Source organism: Cytobacillus sp. FSL M8-0252 (assembly GCF_038007345.1).
In the GTDB taxonomy this organism is placed as follows: domain Bacteria; phylum Bacillota; class Bacilli; order Bacillales; family Cytobacillaceae; genus Cytobacillus; species Cytobacillus kochii.
On sequence record NZ_JBBOWZ010000001.1, the window covers coordinates 4,142,765 to 4,165,791 of the forward strand.

Here is a 23,027-nt window from a genome sequence, read left to right on the forward strand (position 1 = left end):
GCCCCAGACAAAGCTGAGACTTCTTAGATGAAAATACCAATAAGCGACGAATTAACCTAATAATTGAAGAACCGCTTGTGGTTTTTGATTTGCTTGCGCAAGCATCGCTTGAGAAGCTTGAGAAAGAATGTTTGTACGTGTCATTTCCATAACTTCTTTAGCCATATCTACGTCACGAATACGTGATTCAGCTGCTTGAAGGTTTTCGGAAGAGTTGTTTAAGTTAGAGATTGTGTGCTCTAGGCGGTTTTGGCTAGCACCTAGTTTAGAACGCTCTGCAGATACTTTATCAATTGCTTCTTGGAATTTAGTAACCGCTGCAGCTGCATCTTCGTGAGTTAATACACTTAGAGCAGATTCTTGGATTGTTGAGCTTGTTCCGTCAGTTACACCTAATTTAGCATCAGTAGTATCATTAGTAGTGATTCCTAAAGCAGATGCTCTCATATCAGAGATATTGATGCTCATGCTTTGGTTTTCGTTTGCACCAATTTGGAATGTAATGCTAGAACCTGCTCCAGCAGCTTTTCCTTCTACTCCAGCTGTATTAACAACATCAGTTCCACCAACTACAGTTGCTGCAGTTGCAGACTCTTGGCCAGCCTTTTGAGTTAATAATATTTTTGTATTATCATCAGGATCAATTTCAGCAGTATATTTTGCAGTTAATTCTGCTTCTCCATTAATTTTACCTACAATGGCAGCTAAATCATCAGCAGCATCAATAGTAATGTCAGTACCATCAATGGTTAGACTGCCGTCAGCACCAGTAGCTGCAACAAATGATGTTGTTCCAGCAACAGCCGCTACTGCTTCTGATCCATCTTTTCCACCATCGATTAATTTTTGTGTATTGAATTCTGTTGTATTACCGATACGGTTGATTTCTGAAGTTAATTGGTTGATTTCTTTTTGGATTTCTTCACGGTCAGATCCAACGTTTGAGTCATTGGCTGCTTGTGTAGCAAGTTCACGCATACGTTGAAGAATGTTTTGTGATTCTTGTAGCGCTCCTTCAGCAGTTTGGATCATTGAGATACCATCTTGAGAGTTACGGCTAGCTTGGTCTAAACCGCGGATTTGCGCGCGCATTTTTTCAGAGATTGCAAGACCTGCTGCGTCATCTCCTGCACGGTTAATACGAAGACCTGAAGATAATTTCTCCATCGCTTTAGCGTTTGCATTGTTGTTTACGCCTAATTGACGATACGTGTTTAATGCTGAAATATTATTGTTGATAATCATTTGAATTCCTCCATGAGTTGTATTTTTCCACGTCCTTGTGGATTGAAGTAAAGCTTGTCGCTTTATTCTTATTTATTATCGGAGTGCTATAAAGTTTGTTTAATACTTTTTTATAATTAAATTAATAATTAAGAAATTACTTGTCTCTATTGCCTTCCGATTACTTCCCTTATCATTACTTCAACATGTATTCTTGTTTCGTTTGTTTATCATTAAACAAATAAAAAAAAAATAAATCGATATCTCCAACCGGTTTATTTCTCAGTATTATGTTTCAATAGTGCCATTAAATCAACAGGGTTTTGCGCGGCTTCGTTGTTTTCTGTCTGAATTTGTAGGTAAACTTCTTTTCTGTAGATGTCGATGTCTTTTGGTGCTTGGATGCCAAGTTTGATTTGGTCTCCTTCGACAGCGACGATCGTGATTTCGATGTTTTCATTAATGATAATCGATTCGTTTTTGCGACGGGTTAGTACGAGCATGAGGCATCCTCCTCCTTCAGCTGGAATAACGGATGCTTTGTCTTGTAGCGCGCATCATTTAAGACAAGCTGTTTCCCCATTCGTTTTTTCATATTAATCACCAATGGACCTTGCAAATTCGCCGTTGATGACTTAAACGGTTCCTTCAATGTGAGAATAACAAAAGTAGCTACGTCTTCCGGTTGTTCAATTTGCAGCGCATGTTGCGATGCTTCATTGAGCTGAAATTCGTAATCAGCAAAAAAGGCATACGGGTCGACAACGACAAACGCTAACTCTGCCGTATTGATTGATTGTAAAATAAAATAAGGGAGTTCTTCTAAAAAGGGAAGAAGCACATATTGCTGTTCTTCTGGAAACCCTGGCAAGCCTACCGGAAAATGAAGGTGTTGCTCTGCTGACACTTCCACTGTCCCTTGATATTTTGTCTCAATTTTCATCGTAACACTTCCTTAAATAAGCTGATCCACTTGAAAATCTCTTAGTTCAAAGTTAATCGCTTCTTTTTGCTGTAAATAAATTTGTGCTTGCCAGTTTTCATGAGCGATTTGTGGTCGATTGATACTTACATCAATGGCTGGCGTTTGCGGGGTTACGTTCACATCGACGTTCCCTGGATCATAATCGATTTGTACCCGGAAATGGTTTTTTGGTAAATAGCCGATCCCTGGTGTCTTTTGGTTGGGCTCACTATTTTGTTTCGCAATTTGTGGGATGGCGCCTGCTCCGTTCTCAATTTTCATCATCGCATCACCTTCACGGACTCGCCTAGAGATCCCTGTTATTGCCGTCATCTTTGCCTGTTCAGCCGCCTCTGCGACTCGCCTGCCTGCCCCTTTATTATCCAGGTCAGCTCGCGCCTCTGATTGATCAATAAAAAGCCGGGATGCTTCATGACTAATGGTAAGCTTAGCTGGTGGCTGATGCATCGAAACGTCTGCTTGCGACTGTTTGATTTTCATCACAGGTTGATAATAATTGATACCAAGTTGCGCTTGTTTTGTCGTTATTTCTAAATAAGGTGTATGCATAGATTCACCGCTCTTTACATGACGAGCGGCCCATCTATAGAGATGAACCGTCGTCAGCGTTTTTTATCGTAAAAAGTCCATTAATGTTGGTTGAATAATGCTTGCTCCTACTGCTAAAGAAGCACGGTGGAGAGCTTCTTGGGATGTTAATTCAATAATGACCTTCTCTGCATCGATATCTTCGTTATTAGACATCATGGTTTTGGCAAGTATCTCTTGATTCCCTAAACGACTTTCCACCATCTCTACTCGATTAGATTTAGCACCGATATCTGCCATTTCAGAGATTACATTATTATGGTGATGATCAATCATATCCAGCTCCCCAGATAAATCATCCGCTGTTGTATCAGGTGATTTCAACTTATCAATTAAGTTGCCAATATCTTTAAATAAATCTAATGAAAAGACATTTTGCGGCTTACTATTCACATCGAGATGAATGCCTGAAGAAACTTCAATTTTTACGCCTTCAGCATTGCTAGCAACCGCTCCTTTTTCTTTCGCTACAAAAGAATCTGGTATCGGGAATCCGATTTCAGTGCCATCTTGAGCTTTAAATGCATTCGAAGATTCATTCCAAACAAGCTGACTACCCTTCTCATCGAAAAGTACATAATCCTTGGCATTATTCGCATCAATTGTGCTGATATCAACATTTTGATCAATTTTCTTTAAATCTACTGGCTTATTCGTTGTATCTGAGCCGTTAAAAATATACTTATTATTCACTTTTGTATTGGCGATCGTCTCTAATTGATTTCGCAGCTGTTCAATTTCACTAGCCACGTTCTTACGTTGACCCGCATCATATGAATCACTGGAAGCCTGTACCGTAAGATCACGGATACGTTGGATAATTTTATTCGTTTCATCCAGTGCCGATTCCGTATTATCCATCCAGTTATATACTTCACCTAAATTGCGTTGATATTGGGATACAGCCGTTACTTGGGAACGGTAATTGACCCCTTTCATCGCTGCTACAGGATCATCAGACGGGCGATTCACTTTTTTGCCGGTATATAACTGCTCTTCTAACTTACCAAGCTTTTGATAGTTGTTTTGAATATGTTTTAGTGAATTTTGTGAAAGCATGGATTGTGTTACGCGCATCAGTCATTACCTCCTTATCTTCCAACTCTGCCCATACCATTAATGATGGTATCAAGCATTTCGTCTATTGCAGTGATTTGTCTAGCCGCTGCACTATAAGCATGTTGAAACATGATCATATTGGACATTTCTTCATCAAGAGAGACCGAACTTACAGAAGAACGGTTAAATTGGACCGTGTCGGCTAGCGTAGCAGCATTTTCCGTCATTCGATTTGCCTCTTGTGTAGTTACTCCTAACTCCCCAATCATCCCTTGGTAGAAGCTCATCATATTTGTATCTGATCCATTAAAATCGAGCATCATGTCTTTTACATTTGCCAGAGCAACTGCATTAGAACCGTCGCCAACAAAACTTTCACTCGAAGGATTTTGTCCAATACCTGTTAACTCAAATGACCAAGTAGAACCAGATTGTAAATTAGAGATTGTACTAGTATCGATTTTAAGGCCAAAGAGATTCATATTTTCTTTCACTGCTTGATTTTGATGGTCAGCTATTGGGTTGCCGTCTAAATCATAAGCGGAGTACTTCCATGAGCCATTATCATAAGTCAACTCAATTTTTGCCTCACTAATCGTGATCGGCGGGGTATCATATGTTTGAATACCACTGAACGCACCCAGAATCGTTGGGTTACCAGTCGATGGGTTGTCCGCATGTTTCGTAATAGAACCCGTAAATAACTCACTACTTGAGGAAGCGGCAATATGATTTAAATTATTCATGATTGAATCAGACACTTTTATACTGGCTGCTGCCCCTGCTGCATTATCGCCAATTTCAAAGAAGTCCACACCGTTCTTAACGCCGCTCTCAATTTCAGATAAACTCCAGCCACTTTGATGGACAGCATTAAAGGCCGTGGCAAAGCGGAAAGCCATTAAGTCCAGATTCGCAAGCATATCAGAATAAACACCTGTTTCCTTCCCAGTGGCATCTATTTTGCCGTACATATCTATATTCGCAAGTAAGCTCCCTTTCGAAGTAAAATCTGATGCAGCCATCGATTTATTACCGATTTGCAAACTAGCAACAGCTTGTGTTTCAGGGTCTTTTTTGACACTCAATGATTGGACGATATCATTTTTCCCATCGAGTAAAGTACCGACACTTTTACCATTCCCATCGACTAATTCAATCGAATATTTCCCAGCAGCTTGACTACTTGCATTCCCACCACTTGGTGTAGCACTCACTTTAATGTTGACTAAGCCTGAGAGTTGATCAACAAGTACATCCCTTTTATCATATAAATCATTCGGCAAATAGCCATGTGGTTCTACGCTGGCAATTTGCTCATTGATCTGGTTAATTTGTGTGAGGATTGAATTAATTGTTTTCACATTCATATCAATTTGCTCACCGACATCTGCTTTCTGAGCGCTCAGTTGTCCTGCCAAATAATTAAAAGTGTCACTCACGGCAATCCCACGCTGACGAACAACCGAACGAGCACCTGAATCTTCAGGGTTAGTTGATAAGTCTTGCAAAGCATTCCAAAATTGATCTAATGTATTCGCAAGGCCAGTATCTGACGGCTCATTCATGACACTTTCAATTCGGGAAAGCTCACTGCTTCTCGTATTCCAATAACCGAATTTATTGTGCTCATTACGGTACTGTACATCCAAATAGTCTTCGCGTATGCGTTGAACCGATCCTGCCTGAACACCCGTTCCAATTTGTCCTGGCATGTATGGCGCATTCATTCCAACAGACGGAAAAGCATTTGTTTGTGTAAAGTTCACCCGTTGTCTCGTATATCCTACAGTATTCGCATTGGCAATATTATGCCCGGTTGTATAGAGTGCACTTTGTTGTGTATGTATGGCTCTCTTCGCCGTTTCTAACCCCATAAAAGTAGATTTCATAACGTTTCCTCTCTTTTCTCTATCCTACACTTTAGACTGGAACATTCCTGTTGCAGCTTGAGATTTCGCTTTTTGCGGATGAATATAATTCATATTTTGCGCAGCTGCTTTCGGATTGACGAGATTCATAGATAAATTCACATATTGTAAGGAGTGATAAATCAGTTGTTGATTCAATTGATTTTTCTCTTTTAATTTGTCAATAACGGATGATAACTGCTCTCTTTTTTCAAGTAAAGCTTGTTGTTCATGTTGTTCCAGTACTAATATACAGTCTGCTATTGTTGGCTTATCGATACTAGGAACAAGACTTGCTGCAATCTGGATACGCGCTTGTTCAAGCTTCTTTATTGTTGCGACATGGGTTTGTTCATCTTTTAGCATCTGATCTAATGCAGCCATATCGCCCTTTTTAATCATATCTGTCTTCTGGCCTGCAAGCTCATAAAGGCTTTGATGATAAGATATTAAGCGTTCCATCGCAGTGAGAAGTGCTTCTGCAGACATACCACACCCTCCTTAAGAGCGTTTTTGTTGAAAATGTTGAACTAGGCTTTTCGCCAATTCATTCGCATCAACATGATACGTACCATTTTCCACTTGCATTTTTAATTGCTCCACCTTCGCTTGGCGAGCAGGATCTGATTGTGATGTTTTTTGCATTTCTAATGCTTTTGAAGAAATTTCGAGTTTATCTGCTTGATTCGTTTTCGCTTGTTCTACTTGCTTTGTCATATTCGCTTGGCGTTGGTAGGGATTGACCTGGTTTGCCGCGTTAAAATGATTAACCTTCATTATAAATCCCCCGCTTTCTTCGTCCCTTTTATTACTCCTATTATCGGTATAAATAGAATGAGTTTAAAGTGATATTACACTTTTAGTAAATTTTACATACATACTATCGTTCCGAAAGTAAACATTAGTTCTTTAGACTTCCTTCTTTAAGACTGTTTACCTCTATAAGAATAGTAGGTTCTCTCTCTTTCTTTTATCCGATCCTGCTCTCGTTCAAATTGCTCTAATTCTTTTTGTAATGCTTTGCGACAAGACTCACAAATTCTTCCTTCTTGAATTAATGTACCACACTGATCGCAAGGATAGCCTAGCTGGGGAAATTGCGCCACCTTTAATCGACCTGATCGAACAAACTTCTGCAGGAGCCACTCCTCTACTCCTGTTGCTTCTGTTATTCTTTGCATAGTAGCAGCACGATTTTCTCTTTTCCTTAGAAAGGCATATACGACTTCGTATGCTTCTTCTTCTTTTTTAAAACACGCTTGGCAAATGGTGCTGACTTGATTTTTCATAAATAAGGCATTACATCTAGGGCAGTTTGCGATCTCCGCCATTCTTTTCACCTCTACTGATAGCTTCTATTCTATATATCGTCAGCATCGGCTAACTTTTTTAACTTCTTGCCATCGTCAATGATCGAACCTCACTTGCTCCTGCCTCTTTTAGCAATTTAGCTGCATGATAAAGAGTCGTACCTGTTGTATAAATATCGTCGACGATTAACACTTTCTTCCCGCTTATTTCTTGTTGTCCCGTGAATCGAAAAACTTGTGGTGTCTCTAATCTTTCCTTTCTTGTTTTCTTCGATTGTTTTTCTGTATGCATACGGGTGAGGAGAATGGTGGGCTTTTTGCCTAATGCGGTGATCAGTGCTTCTGATTGATTGAACCCTCTTTCATAGCGTCTTTCTTCACTCAGCGGAATCGGTGTAATAAGATCAAAGCTTATTTGTTTTAATTTGGATTTTAGCAAATCAGCAATTGCAACTGCGAGGATATAATCGCCACGATACTTATATTGAGCGAGCACTTGCTGACAAAAAGAGTTGTATGCTAATACAGAAATATTCTCGTCCAGACAACCGCTATATATTGGATCCGCCTGCCACTTCTTACAGTCGAGACAGATTTCAGCCGTTTCCATCCACCGGTGGCAAGTTGGGCAAGTGGGACCTTTGATAAATGTCCATTTTGCTATACAGTCTTCACACCAAAATGACTGCGCAGCTTTTTGAAACAATGCTTGAAATCCACCAGGAAGTTGCATTTCTTTTTGACAATAGAGACAGCTATTCATGAAGTAAGCCCCTTTGTTTTGCTTCTTTATTCATTTGCAGTATTTGCTTTTTAGCCCGTACCATTGCAGTTGTTTTACCATAATGAAAAAAAACAACATCCCCTGTTGGTGCCTCAACACTTCTCCCAACCCTTCCAGCTATTTGAACAAGCGCACTTTCTGTGAAAATACGCTCTTCTGCTCCTAATACAGCAACATCTATATGAGGAAAAGTCACTCCTCTTTCTAAAATCGTCGTTGTGAGTAAAATAAGCGTCTCTTGCTTTCTCATTTTCTGGACTTTTTCTTTTCGTAAAGGATCTTCCGCATGCACTGCCTCCACTTTAGGATGAAGTTTTTGTATGAGAGGTAGCATATCATCTATTAGCTTAATTTTAGGAATAAACAGCAAAACCTGTTTCTCTTTTTCAATGCGTTGCTGTAACCATTTTTTTAACACAAAAGGGAGACGGGCGTTTTTTAGGGGGATTGTCCATTGTCCAATCCATTTAAATTGAGGAATCGGTAAAGGAAAGCGATGGAAACGAGCAGGGATGGTCATATATGCTCTTTTATTTTGCCGACATTCTTTTTGCCACTTCCTTGAAGGAGTAGCTGTTAAATAAATCGTGGCAGCTGCAGACTTTTTCGCTTGCTGAACAGCATACTGGAGTGTGGCATCCATTGTGTAAGGAAAGGCATCCACTTCATCAACAATGACTGTATCAAAAGCACGATAAAAGCGGAATAACTGATGTGTTGTACTGATGACTAGATTGGCAAAAAGGTGCCGGTCTTCACTTCCACCATACAGTGCGGCAACCGTGGTGTGGGGAAACACTTTTTTCAGACGGGGTGCGAGTTCTAAGACGACATCTGTTCTTGGAGTAGCAAGGCACACGCGCTGACCTTGCTTTAGTGCATGAGCGATTCCTCCAAAAAGCACTTCGGTTTTACCTGCGCCACATACCGCCCAAACCAGGTACTCTTTTTTGTTATCAATGGCTGCGACAACTGCTGTAGATGCTTGTTGCTGTCCTGTAGAAAGCGTCCCATCCCATTTTAACGGTTGGTCGACTATTAGGGTGCTCGGGCTTGGTCCATTCCAACTAAAAAGTGGAGTACAAGCCGACACTCTCCCCATCATCAAGCAATTGCGACAATAATGGCATTGCTCATTTCCACAACGAGCACAAGGATATGTCGCTAAATGATGACTACTGCCACAGCGAGCACATTTGATTTTTCTACCTTCTTTTATGAAGGGTCGACGAAGCGTGATATAACCTTCGTTCACATGGGTGAATAATTCTTCTACAGGGTGAGAAATTTCATCTAGCAGTAATTGTTTACCAAATAGGAATGTCTGAATTTGGGGATTGAAGCGGTATGTAGGGTTGTGATTATGGTGAGGGATGTTCGGAAGTTCTGTAATAGTGTAAGAAGCTGAGTCGTGGTGAAATACGGGGATGAGTAGGTGATCTTTCATGAGTATTCGCATATAGACTCCTTTCGTGGCTAAAAAAAGGAGTTATTTCAGCAGTGGTTCGTATTGTCTGCGATAATAACTCCTTAGTAGATGTATTACTTTTTTACCCAGCCAAGACCCATTGAGCCTTCGCCAAGATGTGTACCAATAACGGCACCAAAATAGCTTATACCAAAAGTGACATTCGGTAATTGTGCTTCTAGCTCTTCCTTCCATTTCTGCGCTTCCTCTAAACGGTTTGCATGAATAATAGAGGCTTCATAAGCTTCTCCACTCGCTGCATCTTCCGCTAACAAATCAACGATTCGTTTCATTGCTTTTTTACGCGTACGGATTTTTTCGAATGGCACGATGAGCTTATTTTCAAAATGAAGCAATGGTTTCACTTGGAGAAGACTTCCTAAGATTGCTTGCGCACTTGATAAGCGGCCACCTCTTTGTAGATGTGACAGATCATCAACCATGAAATAAGCACGAATGGATTGTTTCATTTCATTCAGTTTGTCCATAATTTCTGCTGGCGACTTCCCGTCAGCTGCCATTTCGGCTGCTTTGACGACATAGAAACCTTGTACACGTGCGCTAATTTCTGAGTCAAAAGGATAGACGGTAATGCCTTCAACCATATTACCGGCAGAGACTGCCCCTTGATAGGTGCCACTAATCCCGCTTGATAAGTGGATGGAGATGATGGCATCATAGTCTTGCTTCAACGTTTCAAACAATGTGACAAAATCACCTACGGATGGCTGTGATGTTTTCGGCAAATCCTTATGTTTGACTTCCTCATAAAAACTTTCTGCAGTGATTTCTATTTCTTCTTTATATGATTCATTGCCAAATATCACACTCAGCGGGATCATGTGAATATTTAGCTTTTCTCTCAATTCTTGTGTGATATAAGATGTACTATCCGTTACTACGGCCGTTTTCATAAATAGAGTGACTCCTTCACTTTTTTCTCTACTATATGTTCTGTTACCATTCTATATGAAAGTTAATAAAAATGCATTAAGTTTAGAGAGGTTTAAGGGGAAATCTTTTACTTTTTGGTGGGCTTTTGGGGTGGTTGGTTTGATTCATACTCGAAGGCTGGGGTTTAACTTTTGCGATAGTGTAAGAGCGCAGGCTTTGATTGTATATTGTATGGTAGCTCCTTCTCCGGTCATGAGTCAACTCTTCCTCCATGATCCAGTTATGAAACACCTAGAGTAAATTAGGATTTAGACATTTTATTTGATAATCCCCCTTTTATGTGTGTCGCAACTCTCAGCTCAGGTTCCTTTTCTTGGGGACTTGGCGATATTTATATCGAATATCTTAGACTCGAGAGGGATCGGAGAAATTAATGCGGTTCCTTCTTTTAAGCTACTTATCTTCTCCTTTCTTCTTTTATTAGTCGGGATTCTCGCTTTTACGCTACTTATCTTTCACTCTCTTTTTTTATTAGTCGCGATTCTCACTTTTTCCCTACTTATCTTTCACTCCTTTCTTTTTTCAGTCGCGATTCTTGCCTTTGCCCTACTTATCTTTCACTCTCTTCTTTTTTCAGTCGCGATTCTTGCCTTTGCCCTACTTATCTTTCACTTTCTTTTTTTATTAGTCGCAATTCTCATCTTTGCCCTACTTATCTTCTCCTCTCTTCTTTTTTTAGTCGCGATTCTCACTTTTTCCCTACTTATCTTTCACTTTCTTCTTTTATTAGTCGCGATTCTTGCCTTTGCCCTACTTATCTTTCACTTTCTTCTTTTATTAGTCGCGATTCTCGCCTTTGCCCTACTTATCTTCTCCTCTCTTCTTTTTTTAGTCGCGATTCTCACTTTTTCCCTACTTATCTTTCACTTTCTTCTTTTATTAGTCGCGATTCTTGCCTTTGCCCTACTTATCTTTCACTTTCTTCTTTTATTAGTCGCGATTCTCGCCTTTGCCCTACTTATCTTCTCCTCTCTTCTTTTTTTAGTCGCGATTCTCACTTTTTCCCTACTTATCTTTCACTTTCTTCTTTTATTAGTCGCGATTCTTGCCTTTGCCCTACTTATCTTTCACTTTCTTCTTTTATTAGTCGCGATTCTCACTTTTTCCCTACTTATCTTTCACTTTCTTCTTTTATTAGTCGCGATTCTCATCTTTGCCCTACTTATCTTTCACTCTCTTCTTTTACTAGTCGCGAACCTTTTGCGCTCTCGTCCTCTTTTTTAATCGCAATTTCTTCTTTCACGCGACTCATATGTTCTACTCCTCCCCTATTATCTACGAAACTTCTACATTGCTCATTTTTCTTATAATTATGTCTCTCCCTTCATGAAATGGACTTCTTCCCTTCCCTTGACCCACCTTTTTATCTTCGAACCGATCCGCATTTACAACAAAAAAACACCCCAATGCGGAGTGTTTCTTCATATGTATGAAAGGCTGGGATTAGCGAACTTCTACCCAACCGTTTTTGATGGCTACGACAACCGCTTGTGTACGGTCATTGACGTTCATTTTTTGCAGGATGTTACTTACATGGTTTTTGACTGTTTTTTCACTAATATATAATGCTTCACCGATGCCGCGGTTACTTTTTCCGTCTGCAAGAAGTTGGAGCACTTCACACTCGCGTCGAGTAAGTAAATGTAGCGGACGACGGATTTCGATTTGTCCATAAGCGCCTGTTGTGCCAGTTCCTTCTGAAGCAAGGCGACGGTATTCATTGACAAGATTGTGCGTTACTTTCGGATGAAGGTAAGAACCACCCTCTGCAACTACTTTTACTGCCTCAACTAATGCATCTGCATCCATTTCTTTAAGTAGGTAACCACTTGCTCCGGTTTTTAAAGCGTGCGTTACATAGTTTTCATCATCATGGATTGAAAGAATGATTACTTTAGAATCTGGATATTTCTCTACTAATTGACGCGTTGCTTCCACGCCATTAATATTCGGCATGTTAATATCCATGATAACTACGTCTGGTTGATTTTCTTCAACGAGTCTGATCGCTTCGTCGCCATCGTCACCTTCTGCTACCACGTTAAATGTTTTTTCAAAATCAAGAATACGTTTTACGCCCTCTCGGAAAAGTTGATGGTCGTCAATAATTACTATTTTAGTATTCAAGTTCTTCCCCTCCCAATCTTCAACTGTTTTATATCTATCATGATGTTTGACCAGTTTCAACATCAATTAAATATTATTTCATATAAGGTACTTGAATAATAATAATTGTGCCTTTACCAATATTGGAATCTATCGAAAGCTGGCCCTCCAGAAGTTCAACTCTTTCTCTCATGCCGATAATACCAAAGGATTGTGCTTTTTTCTTATTAATATCAAACCCTTTACCATTATCTCTAATTACGACTGCTATTCTTTCATTATTAATTTCAGTTTTAACAATAATCTCTTCTGCATCAGCATGCTTCATCGCATTCTGCACAGCTTCTTGAATGAGTCGGAATAGCGCCACTTCATATTGACTTGGTAAACGAACCTCTTTACCAACATTCATGAAAGTGATTTTGGTCGAATTATGATATTCTTCGATTGTTTGTAGATACTTCTTTAATGTAGGAACAAGACCTAAGTCATCTAAAGCCATTGGTCTCAGGTCATAAATAATTCTTCGGACCTCATATAAAGCACTTCTGACCATTTTCTTTAAATTCCTTATTTCCTCCATGGCTTCATCTGTGCCACGCTCTTTATAAACACGTTCAATCAAATCAGAGCGCATCATCACATTCGCCATCATTTGCGCCGGGCCGTCATGTATTTCACGTGAGAGCCTTTTACGCTCTTCTTCTTGCGCCTCAATAATTTGTAGGCCAAACTCTTGTTTCATCTTCGCATCTTCAAGCATCTCACCCATTTGTTTGATGTCACTCATCAAGTAGTTCATGACAACAGTAATTTGGGAAATTAAATGCTCGGCACGCTCAATCGTATCACTAACGCCCACTAATCTTCTTTCAATGTCGTCTCTCCGGTCACGAAGCTGCTTTTCCATTTGCCGATTCATCGATAGATCCATTTGTAATTGATGGGCTTTTTCATATGCATCACGTACTTGCGCTTCCGTATAATCTTTGAAATGCATACTGACTTCAGATAATCGTTTACGCGCAAAACGTGTTTGACTTTCTAAACGGTCGCCTTCATCAATGACTTTAATAACCATTACCTTTACATCTTTCAGTTCTTCGGTTAAGGTCTCATAATCTTTTCGACATTGCTCACCAATCCGGAAAATTTCATTCTTACTCGTACCGACCGTTTCTATCATTTTTTCTAAAATTAAATCGAGCGACTTCGTATCAAATTTTTTTATACTCATTCGCGATTCCTCCAAGGGTATACCCTGTTGTTGCTATTCCTTATTTTACCTTGAAAAGCGGTATTCGACCATGTGTAGCGGCAGAAAATAATACCATTTGACACAAAATTCGATAAATAGTCGCACGCTTGAAAATTATTTATATGTCATATATCCTAATTTTATGTTAAAAAAAGAGGATTATTGGCAATATCTATAGTTATCCTCAGATACATACTTATTATATCACTTCAACGATTCGACAATATTAAAGTTTGTTTACAATCTATTAATATTTATGTTTTCCGAAGATTGTCGAATTATAATAGGAAGAGACTTGCAGGAAGGAGCGATATTTTTGCTTCCACAATATCATACCGTTAAAGGGTACGGGGAACATGAAATTATTATACAAAAATCTAGATTTATTGCATATATTGACCGAGCAGAAACAGAAGAAGAAGCGCAAGAATTTATTCAGAAAATAAAGAAGCAAAACTGGAATGCCACTCATAATTGTTCTGCCTATTTAATTGGTGAGCATGATTTAATTCAGAAAGCTAACGATGATGGTGAACCGAGTGGTACAGCTGGTGTACCGATGCTTGAAGTGTTAAAGAAGAGACAATTAAAGGATACTGTTGTGGTAGTCACCCGCTATTTTGGTGGCATTAAACTTGGTGCCGGCGGTTTAATTCGCGCTTACGGTAAAGCTACATCCGAAGGTTTACTTGCTACAGGTATAGTTGAAAGAAAGCTAATGCGCATCATGCATACAAAAGTTGATTATACATTTCTTGGAAAACTAGAAAATGAATTACGTGCTTCCATTTATCCAATAAAAGAAATCCATTATGCCGATCTTGTTGAAATTGAAACTTATGTAAAAGATGAAGAAACAGCTAACTTCAATGCCTGGATGATCGAATTAACAAATGGACAAGCAGAAATAACTGAAGGTGACGTGTTATATTTAGAATCGACAATTTCTGAGTAAATATTTTACGTATATGCAAATCCATTGTAAAATAAACATTAACTATGTAAAGAATCGATTAAATTTTTACTAATAAAGGAGCAATCATATGTCTTATGATGGTCGTAATGCCCAAAAGGTGAGGAGACGTAAAGTGAAGCGCAGAAGACGTGTTTTCGCATTTATCCTTCTTCCTCTACTAGTCCTTGCCCTAAGTGCCACTGCCTACGGTGCCTATCTCTATAATAAAGCAGAGACAGCGATGAACAGCACATATAATCCACTAGAAAGAGAAACCAAGCGAGATGTAGCTGTACAACCTGATGTTGATAACTTTTCACTACTCATTATCGGAGTTGATGATAGTAGTAAACGGGGTTTTAGTAATTCAGCGCGTTCAGATGCATTAATGGTCGCAACATTTAATAAGGAATCAAAATCTATTAAACTATTAAGCATCCCTCGTGATTCTTATGTTCAGATTCCTAAGCTTGGTTATCAAGACAAAATCACCCATGCTCACGCTCACGGCGGACCACTCACTTCTATTGAAACGGTTGAGCAGCTACTCGATATTCCCATTGATTTTTACTTAAAGTTAAATTTTGATGCATTCATTGAGATTATTGATGCCCTAGGTGGAGTAGAAGTAGAAGTACCTTATGCCTTATCTGAGCAAGACTCAAATGACAACGCAGGGGCTATTCAATTAGAAGAAGGCTTGCAAACATTAAATGGGGAAGAAGCATTAGCGCTAGCACGTACGAGAAAGCAAGATAATGATATTATGCGCGGGCAAAGACAACAAGAAATCGTTAAAGCAATGATGAAAAAAGCCGTATCAGTAGATGCTATTTCGAAATACGGGGATGTCATCGAAGCAGTCGGAAACAATATGGAAACAGACCTTTCCTTCGACCAAATGAAATCACTTATTAGTTATGCGACTTCTAGTGGCATGACTCCAGATATTGAAATGCTCAATCTCAAAGGTCAAGATATGTACTTACCAAACTCTAATGGTAATCGTGTGTATTATTATCAAATAGATGATACTGGATTACAGGAAGTTATTTCAGAACTACAAAGCCATCTTGATTTAGGGACTACGAACCTCGGACAAAATGAATCTACTAATCCGACAAATGGCGAGAGTTCAACAGACGGCGAAATCTCTACTGAATCAAGTGAAGCTGGTTACAATAGCGGATATTAATAGAATTATGCTTTATAGGAACCCCCAAACAAAAAACTGTTTGGGGGTTTTTATTCAGGCACACCTTACTCATACTGTTCTGTTGTACGTGTATGTTCTCTCTTGGGTGGGCTCATTCTCTCTTATTTTCTAGCTAGTGGTATGGGCATATCTCGTTTGTCCAGACTTCTTTCTATTTTTTTCTCTTCAATTAAAGGGGCACCTTATAAAGCAATTGATAGCCTTTTTATAAGAATGTACGGGAATTTTTACATGCATCTCCGTTTCTTGTTACTTTACACTTATACATGGCTTTCCCGCACTTCTCAGCCTTCTCCTTTTGGCTTTTGCACTTATACACGGCTTGTGCGCAGTTCCCTGGCTTTTCTCTCTTGCTTTTGCGCGTATACACGGCTTCCGCGCAATTTCGTGATCTTTCTCTCTTACTTTTGCGCGTATATGCCATTTGCGCGCAGTTCTCCGGCTTTTCCCTCTTGCTTTTGCGCGTATACTCGGCTTGCGCGCATTTCCGTGATTTTTCTCCCTTACTTCTGCGCGTATATGCCATTTGTGCGCAGTTCCCTGGCTTTTTCCTCTCATTTTTGCGCGTATACACCGCTTGCGCGCAATTCCGTGATCTTTCTCTCTTACTTTTGCGCGTATATTCCACTTGTGCGCAGTTCTCCGGCTTTTCCCACTTGCTTTTGCGCATATACTCGGCTTCCGCGCAATTTCGTGATCTTTCTCTCTTACTTTTGCGCGTATATTCCATTTGCGCGCAATTCGCTGGCTTTTTCCTCTCATTTTTGCGCGTATACACCGCTTGCACGCAATTCCGTGATCTTTCTCTCTTACTTTTGCGCGTATACTCCATTTACGCGCAGTACTCAGGTCTCTTCCTTCTTCTTTTTGCGCGCATATACCATTTACGCGTTTTGCGCGCATATACCATTTACGCGCAGTTCTTTCCTATTCTCTTTCACTTTTACACAAATAGGATCCACGGCTTGTGCGCAGTTCCCATTCTACCTTCTATTCGGCATCATCCTTCTAACAGCTCTCGCCACTTTTGTAGTTAACCAATGGCTCTAGATAAAGCATTACTCTACCAATTTTTCCTTATCAACCTTATCAACCTCTTAATCTACAAAAAAAAAGCTAACCAATTTGGTCTTGCCCCTGTCAAGTAGACAACATAAAAAGCTAAGCAGTGAGCGCGTGTCGATATTCAATCGGCGCGCGTTTCTTTAGTTTCTTTTGTCTTCGTTTGTAATTGTAATGGTAAATGTAATCCTCAAGAGCTTGCTCTAGCTCTTCTTCTCCCTTACACTTACTTATATACAGCTTCTCGGTTTTGAGGTGTGAAAAGAATGATTCTATACAGGCATTGTCTAGGCAGTTTCCTTTGCGAGAGTGGCTGCCTTCGATGCCATAATCCTTTAATCGGTTGCTGTATATTTTTGACGTGTACTGGAAGCCTTGATCCGAATGGAGAACGGCTCCAGCCACGTCTTTTTTCTTTGTCCATTTCTCTACCGTTTTTAACACAAGTTCCAAATCATTTCTTTGGGCTAGCTCCCAACTTACTATTTCGTTATTAAAGAGATCCTGTATGACCGATAAATAATAATATTCTTCGCCAACAGACACAAATGTGATATCCGTTACCATTTTTTGATTAGGTCCTACCGCCTTGAACTTCCTTTTCAGACGGTTAGGAAAGAGGTTAGAAGGAATATGACCATGTCGTTTTCTCTTTTTTCGGATGACTGATTGGATGTTCATTGCCGCCATCAATCGGTAGACCTTTTTGTGATTAATTAAATACCCGTTTTCATTTAATTCGTCTGTAATACGGGGTCGTCCATATTCGGGATGCATGAAATGTATGCCCAAAATGTGCTCTCGAATCTCTTGTTCATCCCTAACTTTTTCTTCTCGTTTATGATTGTTTTTTCTCCATTTGTAGTAGCTTGCCGGTTTGATATAGGCAATCTCCAACAGCCAGGAGACCGGATAGGTAACCCTTAACTCATCCACCAATTCATATTTCATTCGTCTGGGGTTTTCTCCTCCTTTACCAGATTTGGATACTGCTTTTTTAGAAATTCAACTTGTGCTTTCAAATAATCCCTTTCCTCTTCAACCGACTTAAATTTAGTCCTAGGCCTGCCTTTTAAAGGATTAGAAACTCCTTTACGCTCATCAAACGGGGCTCCTTCTTTCCATTTCTTAACCCACACTTTAAGCTGGCTACAGTGACGGATTCCCAGTTCCTCTGCCAATGCTTTATAACTTTTAGACCCATTCACATATTTCATGACGGCATTATGTTTAAACTCTTCCGAATAACTATTAAAAGTTTGTCCTTTCTTTGCCATAGAAAAATCCCCTCCAAGTAGTATTCTTTCCTTCATGGTAACATGAAGGTTTTTTTGTATGTCTACTTAAAGGGGACATTAACAATTTGGTTAGCTTTTGTATCAGTTGCCTTTTCCTTTGAGTCTTTTCAATAGGGGCTGGTAGTCTTTGCCGAGTAGACCGATCAGTTCGGCAAATAATTCGAGCATGACAAGGACAACGGCTATTAGTAAGATGGCTCCCCATACTTTTGCTTGAGAGAAGATAATGGCAATCATGCCAAAAGTAGCTGCCATCGCATAAATTAATAAGACTGTTTGGCGATGGGTAAAGCCTGCATTCAATAAGCAATGATGGAGATGTGATTTATCTGGTGCTGATATCGGTTGTTTGTTTAAAATCCTTCTAAATATCGCAAAAATCGTATCTGATAATGGGACACCTAAAATTAAAATAGGGATAATAAACGAAATCACTGTTACATTTTTAAAGCCGAGCAATGACAAGACAGCAATCATATATCCTAAAAAGAGAGCACCTGTATCACCCATAAATATTTTCGCTGGATGAAAGTTAAAGACAAGAAACCCGAGTGTAGCTACCATTAACAAAGAAGCCATGGCAATTACATACGTATTCCCCATGAATACAGCCATCCCAGCAATCGTAAATAGCGCAATCGATGATACTCCAGCTGCTAATCCGTCAAGACCATCAATTAGGTTAATTGCATTCGTCACACCAACAATCCATAAGATTGTAATAGGGATGGCAAAATAACCAAAGTCGATTCGATTATCGCCGAAGAATGGATTGTTAATAAATTCAACTTCCACATTTCCCCAAAAAACTACGATTAATGCAGCAGCAATTTGCCCTAGCAATTTATATTTAGCAGGTAATTGATATTTATCATCTAACATACCGATTACAACGATGATAAATGCACCGACCATGATTGGGATATGCACTTCTTTATTTGGTGAGAAGATTAGCACACCGAGCATGAAGCTTAAATAAATTGCTAAACCACCTAAACGAGGCATCACTTTTTCATGGACTTTTCGATTATTTGGTTTGTCTGTTGCTCCTATCTTAAAGGCCAGTCGTTTTACCAGCGGTGTTAAAAGAACGGAGCATATAAAACATAATATTAAGGTCAAATAAATCATAAAGACCCTCCTTATGGATAGCATGCCCCTCTTTCACACTTGGAACCAGGCATAATTTACAAATTCGTACAAATGTATATCGAAGCTATTATATCATAGTTGTACCATTTAAAAAGGTACTTTTTTTGACAAAATCCGCAAGATTTATGTCCAATTTTTGTAGGCGTCCATCACATTTTCCCGAAAATGCTCCACGCTAAACCACCTTGATGCATGTTTATAGAGATTTTCACCGATTTTTTTCAAGGACCCTACATAATGGGCATTGATCGCCTCTTCAATTGCCAGAGCTAATGCGTCCACATCTTTCACTGGAACAAGCCAGCCATAATCTTTCGATGGAATCAATTCACAGACTCCACCAACATCGGTTGAAATCACCGGCTTTTTCGCTCTTGCTGCCTCTAATAAGACAATTGGAAAATTCTCACTTAATGATGATAATAGATGAAGATCTGAAATTTGTAATAAGGCATCAATATCCTGTCTATATCCTAGAAATTTTATTTGTTTAGCTAATCCTTTGTTGTTCACAAAAGCTTTTAATTCTTGTTCTAAAAAGCCATCTCCTATTAAAAGGAGTTTGACCTGAGGTGCTTTAGCCATGACACGGCTGATGGCTTCTAAGGCAATCCGATGGCCCTTTACAGGTGTGAGTCTCGCCACCATAGCAATCACAAAATCATTCGCCTCAAGCCCTAACCCTTTGCGTTCAAGCGTACAAGACTGCATCTGTCTGTTAAAATCTATGCCATTGAAAATAGTCTTCACTTTACTTCCATCCACACCATGGGAGAGCAAGAGCTCTTTGGAACGATTAGAAATGGCGAAATAATAATCAGGGTGCTTCAAAAGCCATAAATGCAACTTAGTAAAGGCTTTTCCTTTCAAGCCCCGATTAAGAAAATCATCATAGGGATTGCTATGTAATGTTGTCACCCATTTACATTCTCTGTAGGTTTTTTTTAGCAAATAACCGTAAAGATTTGCTCGCGCACCATGTGTATGAATCATCGTCATTTGTTCTGATTCAATATATTTCTTTAAACGCTGAATGACTGATAGATCATATCTTTTTTTCGTAGCGAAAAGCTTTACGCGAATCCCTCGCTCTAGTGCCTTCTGATAAATCGGTCCAGGTTCAAAAATCCCTAGCGTAAAAACAGAAGGGTCACTATTCTCTAATAAATCAAGAATATGTGTCATGCCCCCACCTGTATCATTCCCTGCATTTAAATGGAGTACTTTCATCGTTGATATTCCATCCTTCTTCATAGTATCAGACGGAACAGCTTAGAAAATAGTTGCAGATTCTAGGGATTTTACATCAATCTCGCTTTCTGGATTGCCGTACTTGCTTCACAAATTGAGGTAAAACGAGCACCCTTCTCCAACGAGAGGGCTGCTTCAATAGGCGGTAAAACCACTCTAACTTAAGGTTTTGCCAAAATTCAGGCGCTCGTTTCATTTCACCAGATATAATGTCAATCGTGCCACCGACCCCCATGAATAACCCTTTAGAGAAGCGATGATAATTAGTGGTAATCCATTCTTCCTGACGTGGAAAGCCTAAAGCAACCAAGACGATATCTGGCGCTTTAGCTGCTACTTCTTCAGCCACTTGCCCATCTTCCCAATCAAAATAACCATTATGTCTACCGACAAGGTTAATTCCCGGATAATCTTTTTCTATATTTTCAGCTGCTCTTTTATTTACTTGTTCCCTTCCTCCGAGAAGATATACATGCCAGCCTTTTTTATTTCCTTCTTCTAATAAGGACATTGTTAAATCAAAGCCTGTTACACGCTCTTTTATCGGCTTTTGAAGCATATTAGCAGCAAGTAGAATCCCATTACCATCAGGCACCACGTAATGAGCAGACTGAATGATCTTTTGATAATCTTTATTCTCTTTTGCATACATAACGATTTCCGGGTTCGCTGTCACAACAAATGTTTTTTCTTGTTTATCTATATGGTTGGTTAAAATGGATTCCATTTCTGAAAAGCTTGTATTAATAAAGGGAACCCCAAGTATATTTACGTAATCATGACTCATTTTATAACCTCAATCTTTATCTTAATAGTCGGTGTTTTAGTTTATACCGTTCTGATTATACTAATAATAAAAAAGCACTTTTCCTTAAAGGAGATTCATGATGAAAAAACAGCTTATCCAAGCTGCGGGACTCATAACAGGTATTGCAATCATTAGTAAGGTTCTGGGTTTTGTAAGAGAATTGCTTATGGCCTCTTATTTCGGTACTTCAACAGTGGCTGATGCTTACTTTGTAGCATCCATTATCCCTGTTTTATTATTCTCAGCAGTTGGCATGTCCATTACAACAGGTATCATCCCTCTATATGCTGAATTAAAAAAACAGCATTCACTAGAAGCACGAAACGTAGTAGGGGTACTTACGACTTTATTCCTCATTCTTGCATTAGCGATTACTGTCATCGCAATTCTATTCACCCCTATCATTACCCAATGGATGGCACCAGGGTTTACCGAAGAACAGTGGTATGTAACAAATGTATTAACGATTATCATGCTACCAAGCTTCTGCTTCTACGTTTTATCTGCCGTTTCAACTGGCATTTTAGAATACGAAAAGGAATTCGCACCACCAGCAATGGGAGCCATCCCGCAAAATATCCTGATTATCATTAGTATTGTCGTACTCTCACAGTTCTATGGGATATACGGTGTAGCCATTGCCACTTTGTTAGGAGCCATTAGTCAATTTCTTGTACAATACCCATTTATAAAGAAGTATAAAGTAATTCGACTTAATTTTCATTTTAAAACCTATTCTCTATTCATTAAAAGAACCTTTTTTTCTTTTATGCCATTAATTATTACGTCCATTGCTTTTCAGTTTAATACAGTCATTGATCGCTTTTTTGCATCTGGATTGATAGATGGTAGCGTTTCAGCGTTAAACTATGCAAACAAGCTGATGTTTCTGCCATTAAGTATCATTCTCCTATCCTTTATCACCGTGTTGTTTCCATCCATTATTGATACGGCGGCAGAGAATAAGAAAGAGCTTATACCACTGATCATTAGCGGTATGACGATTATTAGCTTAGTAGGCATACCTATTAGTGCGGTCATGTTAATAGAAAGCCGGACATTAATTGAAGTAGCTTATGAGAGAGGCGCATTCAATACGAACGCTACTACTATAACGAGCATTGCCTTTTTCTTTTATTCCATCGGTATGATCGCAATCGCATTAAAGGAATTTTTAAATCGTTCATTTATTGCCTTACAAAATGAGAAAATGACCATGATAGCTGCAATCGTCTCTATTATCGTCAATATCATTTTTAGTTTGATTTTAACACCCTTAATGGGCATTGGTGGTGTAGCCTTGGCTACTTCTATCAGCATGGTCTCACAGACGGCTGTTTTGCTATATTTTTTGCGGAAGGAATTAGACATACCGAGAAAAGAGATGAAGGATTTATTATTTTCTCAAGGGAAAGTACTCACGATGTTCTTACTCGTAACTGGCGGTCTTTTCGGCTTACATAAGCTCTATCATTCCTACTTACCAGCACTGCTGTCGATATCAGTGACAACCTTCATCGCCGTCATTTTCACTATACTAGTCGCTACATTACTGAGAATATCCGAAATGGAAAAGTTGACTGAATGGGCAAGGACACTCAAGAGAAAGTTCTAACAGAATCAATCAAACGTTTGTTTA

General features: G+C 39.3%; 24 protein-coding genes. 4 read left to right on the forward strand and 20 right to left on the reverse strand.

The genetic code is table 11. The annotated features are described in order from the left end of the window. Window positions 1–51 precede the first annotated feature (51 nt). From MKX83_RS21015 to MKX83_RS21070, 12 genes are all read right to left on the reverse strand, one after another. Window positions 52–1,245 (reverse strand): flagellin N-terminal helical domain-containing protein, encoded by a 1,194-nt coding sequence (locus tag MKX83_RS21015; protein WP_289434655.1) that lies wholly within the window; start codon window positions 1,243–1,245, stop codon window positions 52–54. A 254-nt stretch (window positions 1,246–1,499) separates the two neighbouring features. After that, on the reverse strand, window positions 1,500–1,727 hold the full coding sequence (gene csrA / locus MKX83_RS21020; protein WP_251162132.1) for a carbon storage regulator CsrA: 228 nt from the start codon (window positions 1,725–1,727) through the stop codon (window positions 1,500–1,502). After that, on the reverse strand, window positions 1,715–2,167 hold the full coding sequence (fliW, locus tag MKX83_RS21025) for a flagellar assembly protein FliW (protein WP_251162133.1): 453 nt from the start codon (window positions 2,165–2,167) through the stop codon (window positions 1,715–1,717). Before fliW ends, csrA begins: the two co-directional genes overlap by 13 nt. 12 nt (window positions 2,168–2,179) lie before the next feature. After that, entirely contained in the window at window positions 2,180–2,758 is a 579-nt protein-coding gene (locus tag MKX83_RS21030; protein WP_289434657.1) for a DUF6470 family protein, read from the reverse strand. Window positions 2,759–2,821: 63 nt separating this feature from the next. After that, the gene (gene flgL, locus MKX83_RS21035) at window positions 2,822–3,874 is read right to left on the reverse strand and encodes a flagellar hook-associated protein FlgL (RefSeq protein WP_341057644.1); all 1,053 of its coding nucleotides are present in this window, start codon (window positions 3,872–3,874) and stop codon (window positions 2,822–2,824) included. Between the two features lie 14 nt (window positions 3,875–3,888). Then, window positions 3,889–5,748, reverse strand: coding sequence for a flagellar hook-associated protein FlgK (flgK, locus tag MKX83_RS21040; protein ID WP_341057646.1), 1,860 nt, complete (start codon window positions 5,746–5,748; stop codon window positions 3,889–3,891). A gap of 24 nt (window positions 5,749–5,772) precedes the next feature. Then, complete coding sequence (locus MKX83_RS21045) at window positions 5,773–6,255, reverse strand: flagellar protein FlgN (RefSeq protein WP_095371826.1); 483 nt, start codon at window positions 6,253–6,255, stop codon at window positions 5,773–5,775. A 12-nt stretch (window positions 6,256–6,267) separates the two neighbouring features. After that, a complete protein-coding gene (gene flgM, locus MKX83_RS21050) occupies window positions 6,268–6,543 on the reverse strand; it encodes a flagellar biosynthesis anti-sigma factor FlgM (RefSeq protein WP_095371825.1) in 276 nt (91 codons plus the stop codon). A 146-nt stretch (window positions 6,544–6,689) separates the two neighbouring features. Next, on the reverse strand, window positions 6,690–7,097 hold the full coding sequence (locus MKX83_RS21055) for a TIGR03826 family flagellar region protein (RefSeq protein WP_095371824.1): 408 nt from the start codon (window positions 7,095–7,097) through the stop codon (window positions 6,690–6,692). 58 nt (window positions 7,098–7,155) lie between these two features. Continuing rightward, complete coding sequence (locus tag MKX83_RS21060; protein WP_340976514.1) at window positions 7,156–7,839, reverse strand: ComF family protein; 684 nt, start codon at window positions 7,837–7,839, stop codon at window positions 7,156–7,158. After that, window positions 7,832–9,319: a DEAD/DEAH box helicase gene (locus MKX83_RS21065; protein WP_341057651.1), complete on the reverse strand. Its 1,488-nt coding sequence runs from the start codon at window positions 9,317–9,319 to the stop codon at window positions 7,832–7,834. The genes MKX83_RS21060 and MKX83_RS21065 overlap by 8 nt, the downstream gene beginning before the upstream one ends. Window positions 9,320–9,402: 83 nt before the next feature. Continuing rightward, complete coding sequence (locus MKX83_RS21070) at window positions 9,403–10,242, reverse strand: DegV family protein (RefSeq protein WP_095371821.1); 840 nt, start codon at window positions 10,240–10,242, stop codon at window positions 9,403–9,405. A 361-nt stretch (window positions 10,243–10,603) separates the two neighbouring features. On the opposite strand from MKX83_RS21070, the gene MKX83_RS21075 reads away from it, so the two are divergent. Beyond that, entirely contained in the window at window positions 10,604–11,506 is a 903-nt protein-coding gene (locus MKX83_RS21075; protein ID WP_341057653.1) for a hypothetical protein, read from the forward strand. Between the two features lie 219 nt (window positions 11,507–11,725). On the opposite strand, the gene MKX83_RS21080 is transcribed toward MKX83_RS21075, so the two are convergent. Together MKX83_RS21080 and MKX83_RS21085 are read right to left on the reverse strand one after the other, a co-directional pair. Then, entirely contained in the window at window positions 11,726–12,409 is a 684-nt protein-coding gene (locus MKX83_RS21080) for a response regulator (RefSeq protein ID WP_224937162.1), read from the reverse strand. 73 nt (window positions 12,410–12,482) lie between these two features. After that, on the reverse strand, window positions 12,483–13,625 hold the full coding sequence (locus MKX83_RS21085) for a sensor histidine kinase (RefSeq protein WP_095371820.1): 1,143 nt from the start codon (window positions 13,623–13,625) through the stop codon (window positions 12,483–12,485). A gap of 337 nt (window positions 13,626–13,962) precedes the next feature. Between MKX83_RS21085 and MKX83_RS21090 the strand changes: the two genes are divergently transcribed. Then, complete coding sequence (locus MKX83_RS21090) at window positions 13,963–14,601, forward strand: YigZ family protein (RefSeq protein ID WP_328198159.1); 639 nt, start codon at window positions 13,963–13,965, stop codon at window positions 14,599–14,601. 88 nt (window positions 14,602–14,689) lie between these two features. Continuing rightward, window positions 14,690–15,796: an LCP family protein gene (locus MKX83_RS21095; RefSeq protein WP_322909711.1), complete on the forward strand. Its 1,107-nt coding sequence runs from the start codon at window positions 14,690–14,692 to the stop codon at window positions 15,794–15,796. Window positions 15,797–16,066: 270 nt separating this feature from the next. Here MKX83_RS21095 and MKX83_RS21100 read toward each other — a convergent pair whose 3' ends face one another. The 6 genes from MKX83_RS21100 to MKX83_RS21120 form a co-directional block, all read right to left on the reverse strand. Then, complete coding sequence (locus tag MKX83_RS21100; protein WP_341057664.1) at window positions 16,067–16,720, reverse strand: hypothetical protein; 654 nt, start codon at window positions 16,718–16,720, stop codon at window positions 16,067–16,069. Window positions 16,721–16,978: 258 nt separating this feature from the next. Next, a complete protein-coding gene (locus tag MKX83_RS21105; protein ID WP_373370910.1) occupies window positions 16,979–17,830 on the reverse strand; it encodes an IS3 family transposase in 852 nt (283 codons plus the stop codon). Beyond that, entirely contained in the window at window positions 17,827–18,156 is a 330-nt protein-coding gene (locus MKX83_RS24690) for a transposase (protein ID WP_251161713.1), read from the reverse strand. Before MKX83_RS24690 ends, MKX83_RS21105 begins: the two co-directional genes overlap by 4 nt. Before the next feature lie 102 nt (window positions 18,157–18,258). Beyond that, window positions 18,259–19,308 (reverse strand): MraY family glycosyltransferase, encoded by a 1,050-nt coding sequence (locus MKX83_RS21110; RefSeq protein WP_307319514.1) that lies wholly within the window; start codon window positions 19,306–19,308, stop codon window positions 18,259–18,261. Between the two features lie 144 nt (window positions 19,309–19,452). Next, complete coding sequence (locus tag MKX83_RS21115; protein WP_341057667.1) at window positions 19,453–20,559, reverse strand: glycosyltransferase; 1,107 nt, start codon at window positions 20,557–20,559, stop codon at window positions 19,453–19,455. 76 nt (window positions 20,560–20,635) lie between these two features. Continuing rightward, the gene (locus tag MKX83_RS21120) at window positions 20,636–21,367 is read right to left on the reverse strand and encodes a WecB/TagA/CpsF family glycosyltransferase (RefSeq protein ID WP_341057668.1); all 732 of its coding nucleotides are present in this window, start codon (window positions 21,365–21,367) and stop codon (window positions 20,636–20,638) included. Between the two features lie 100 nt (window positions 21,368–21,467). Here MKX83_RS21120 and murJ point away from each other — a divergent pair, with 100 nt between their 5' ends. Beyond that, window positions 21,468–23,003: a murein biosynthesis integral membrane protein MurJ gene (murJ, locus tag MKX83_RS21125; protein ID WP_341057671.1), complete on the forward strand. Its 1,536-nt coding sequence runs from the start codon at window positions 21,468–21,470 to the stop codon at window positions 23,001–23,003. Window positions 23,004–23,027: the final 24 nt, after the last annotated feature.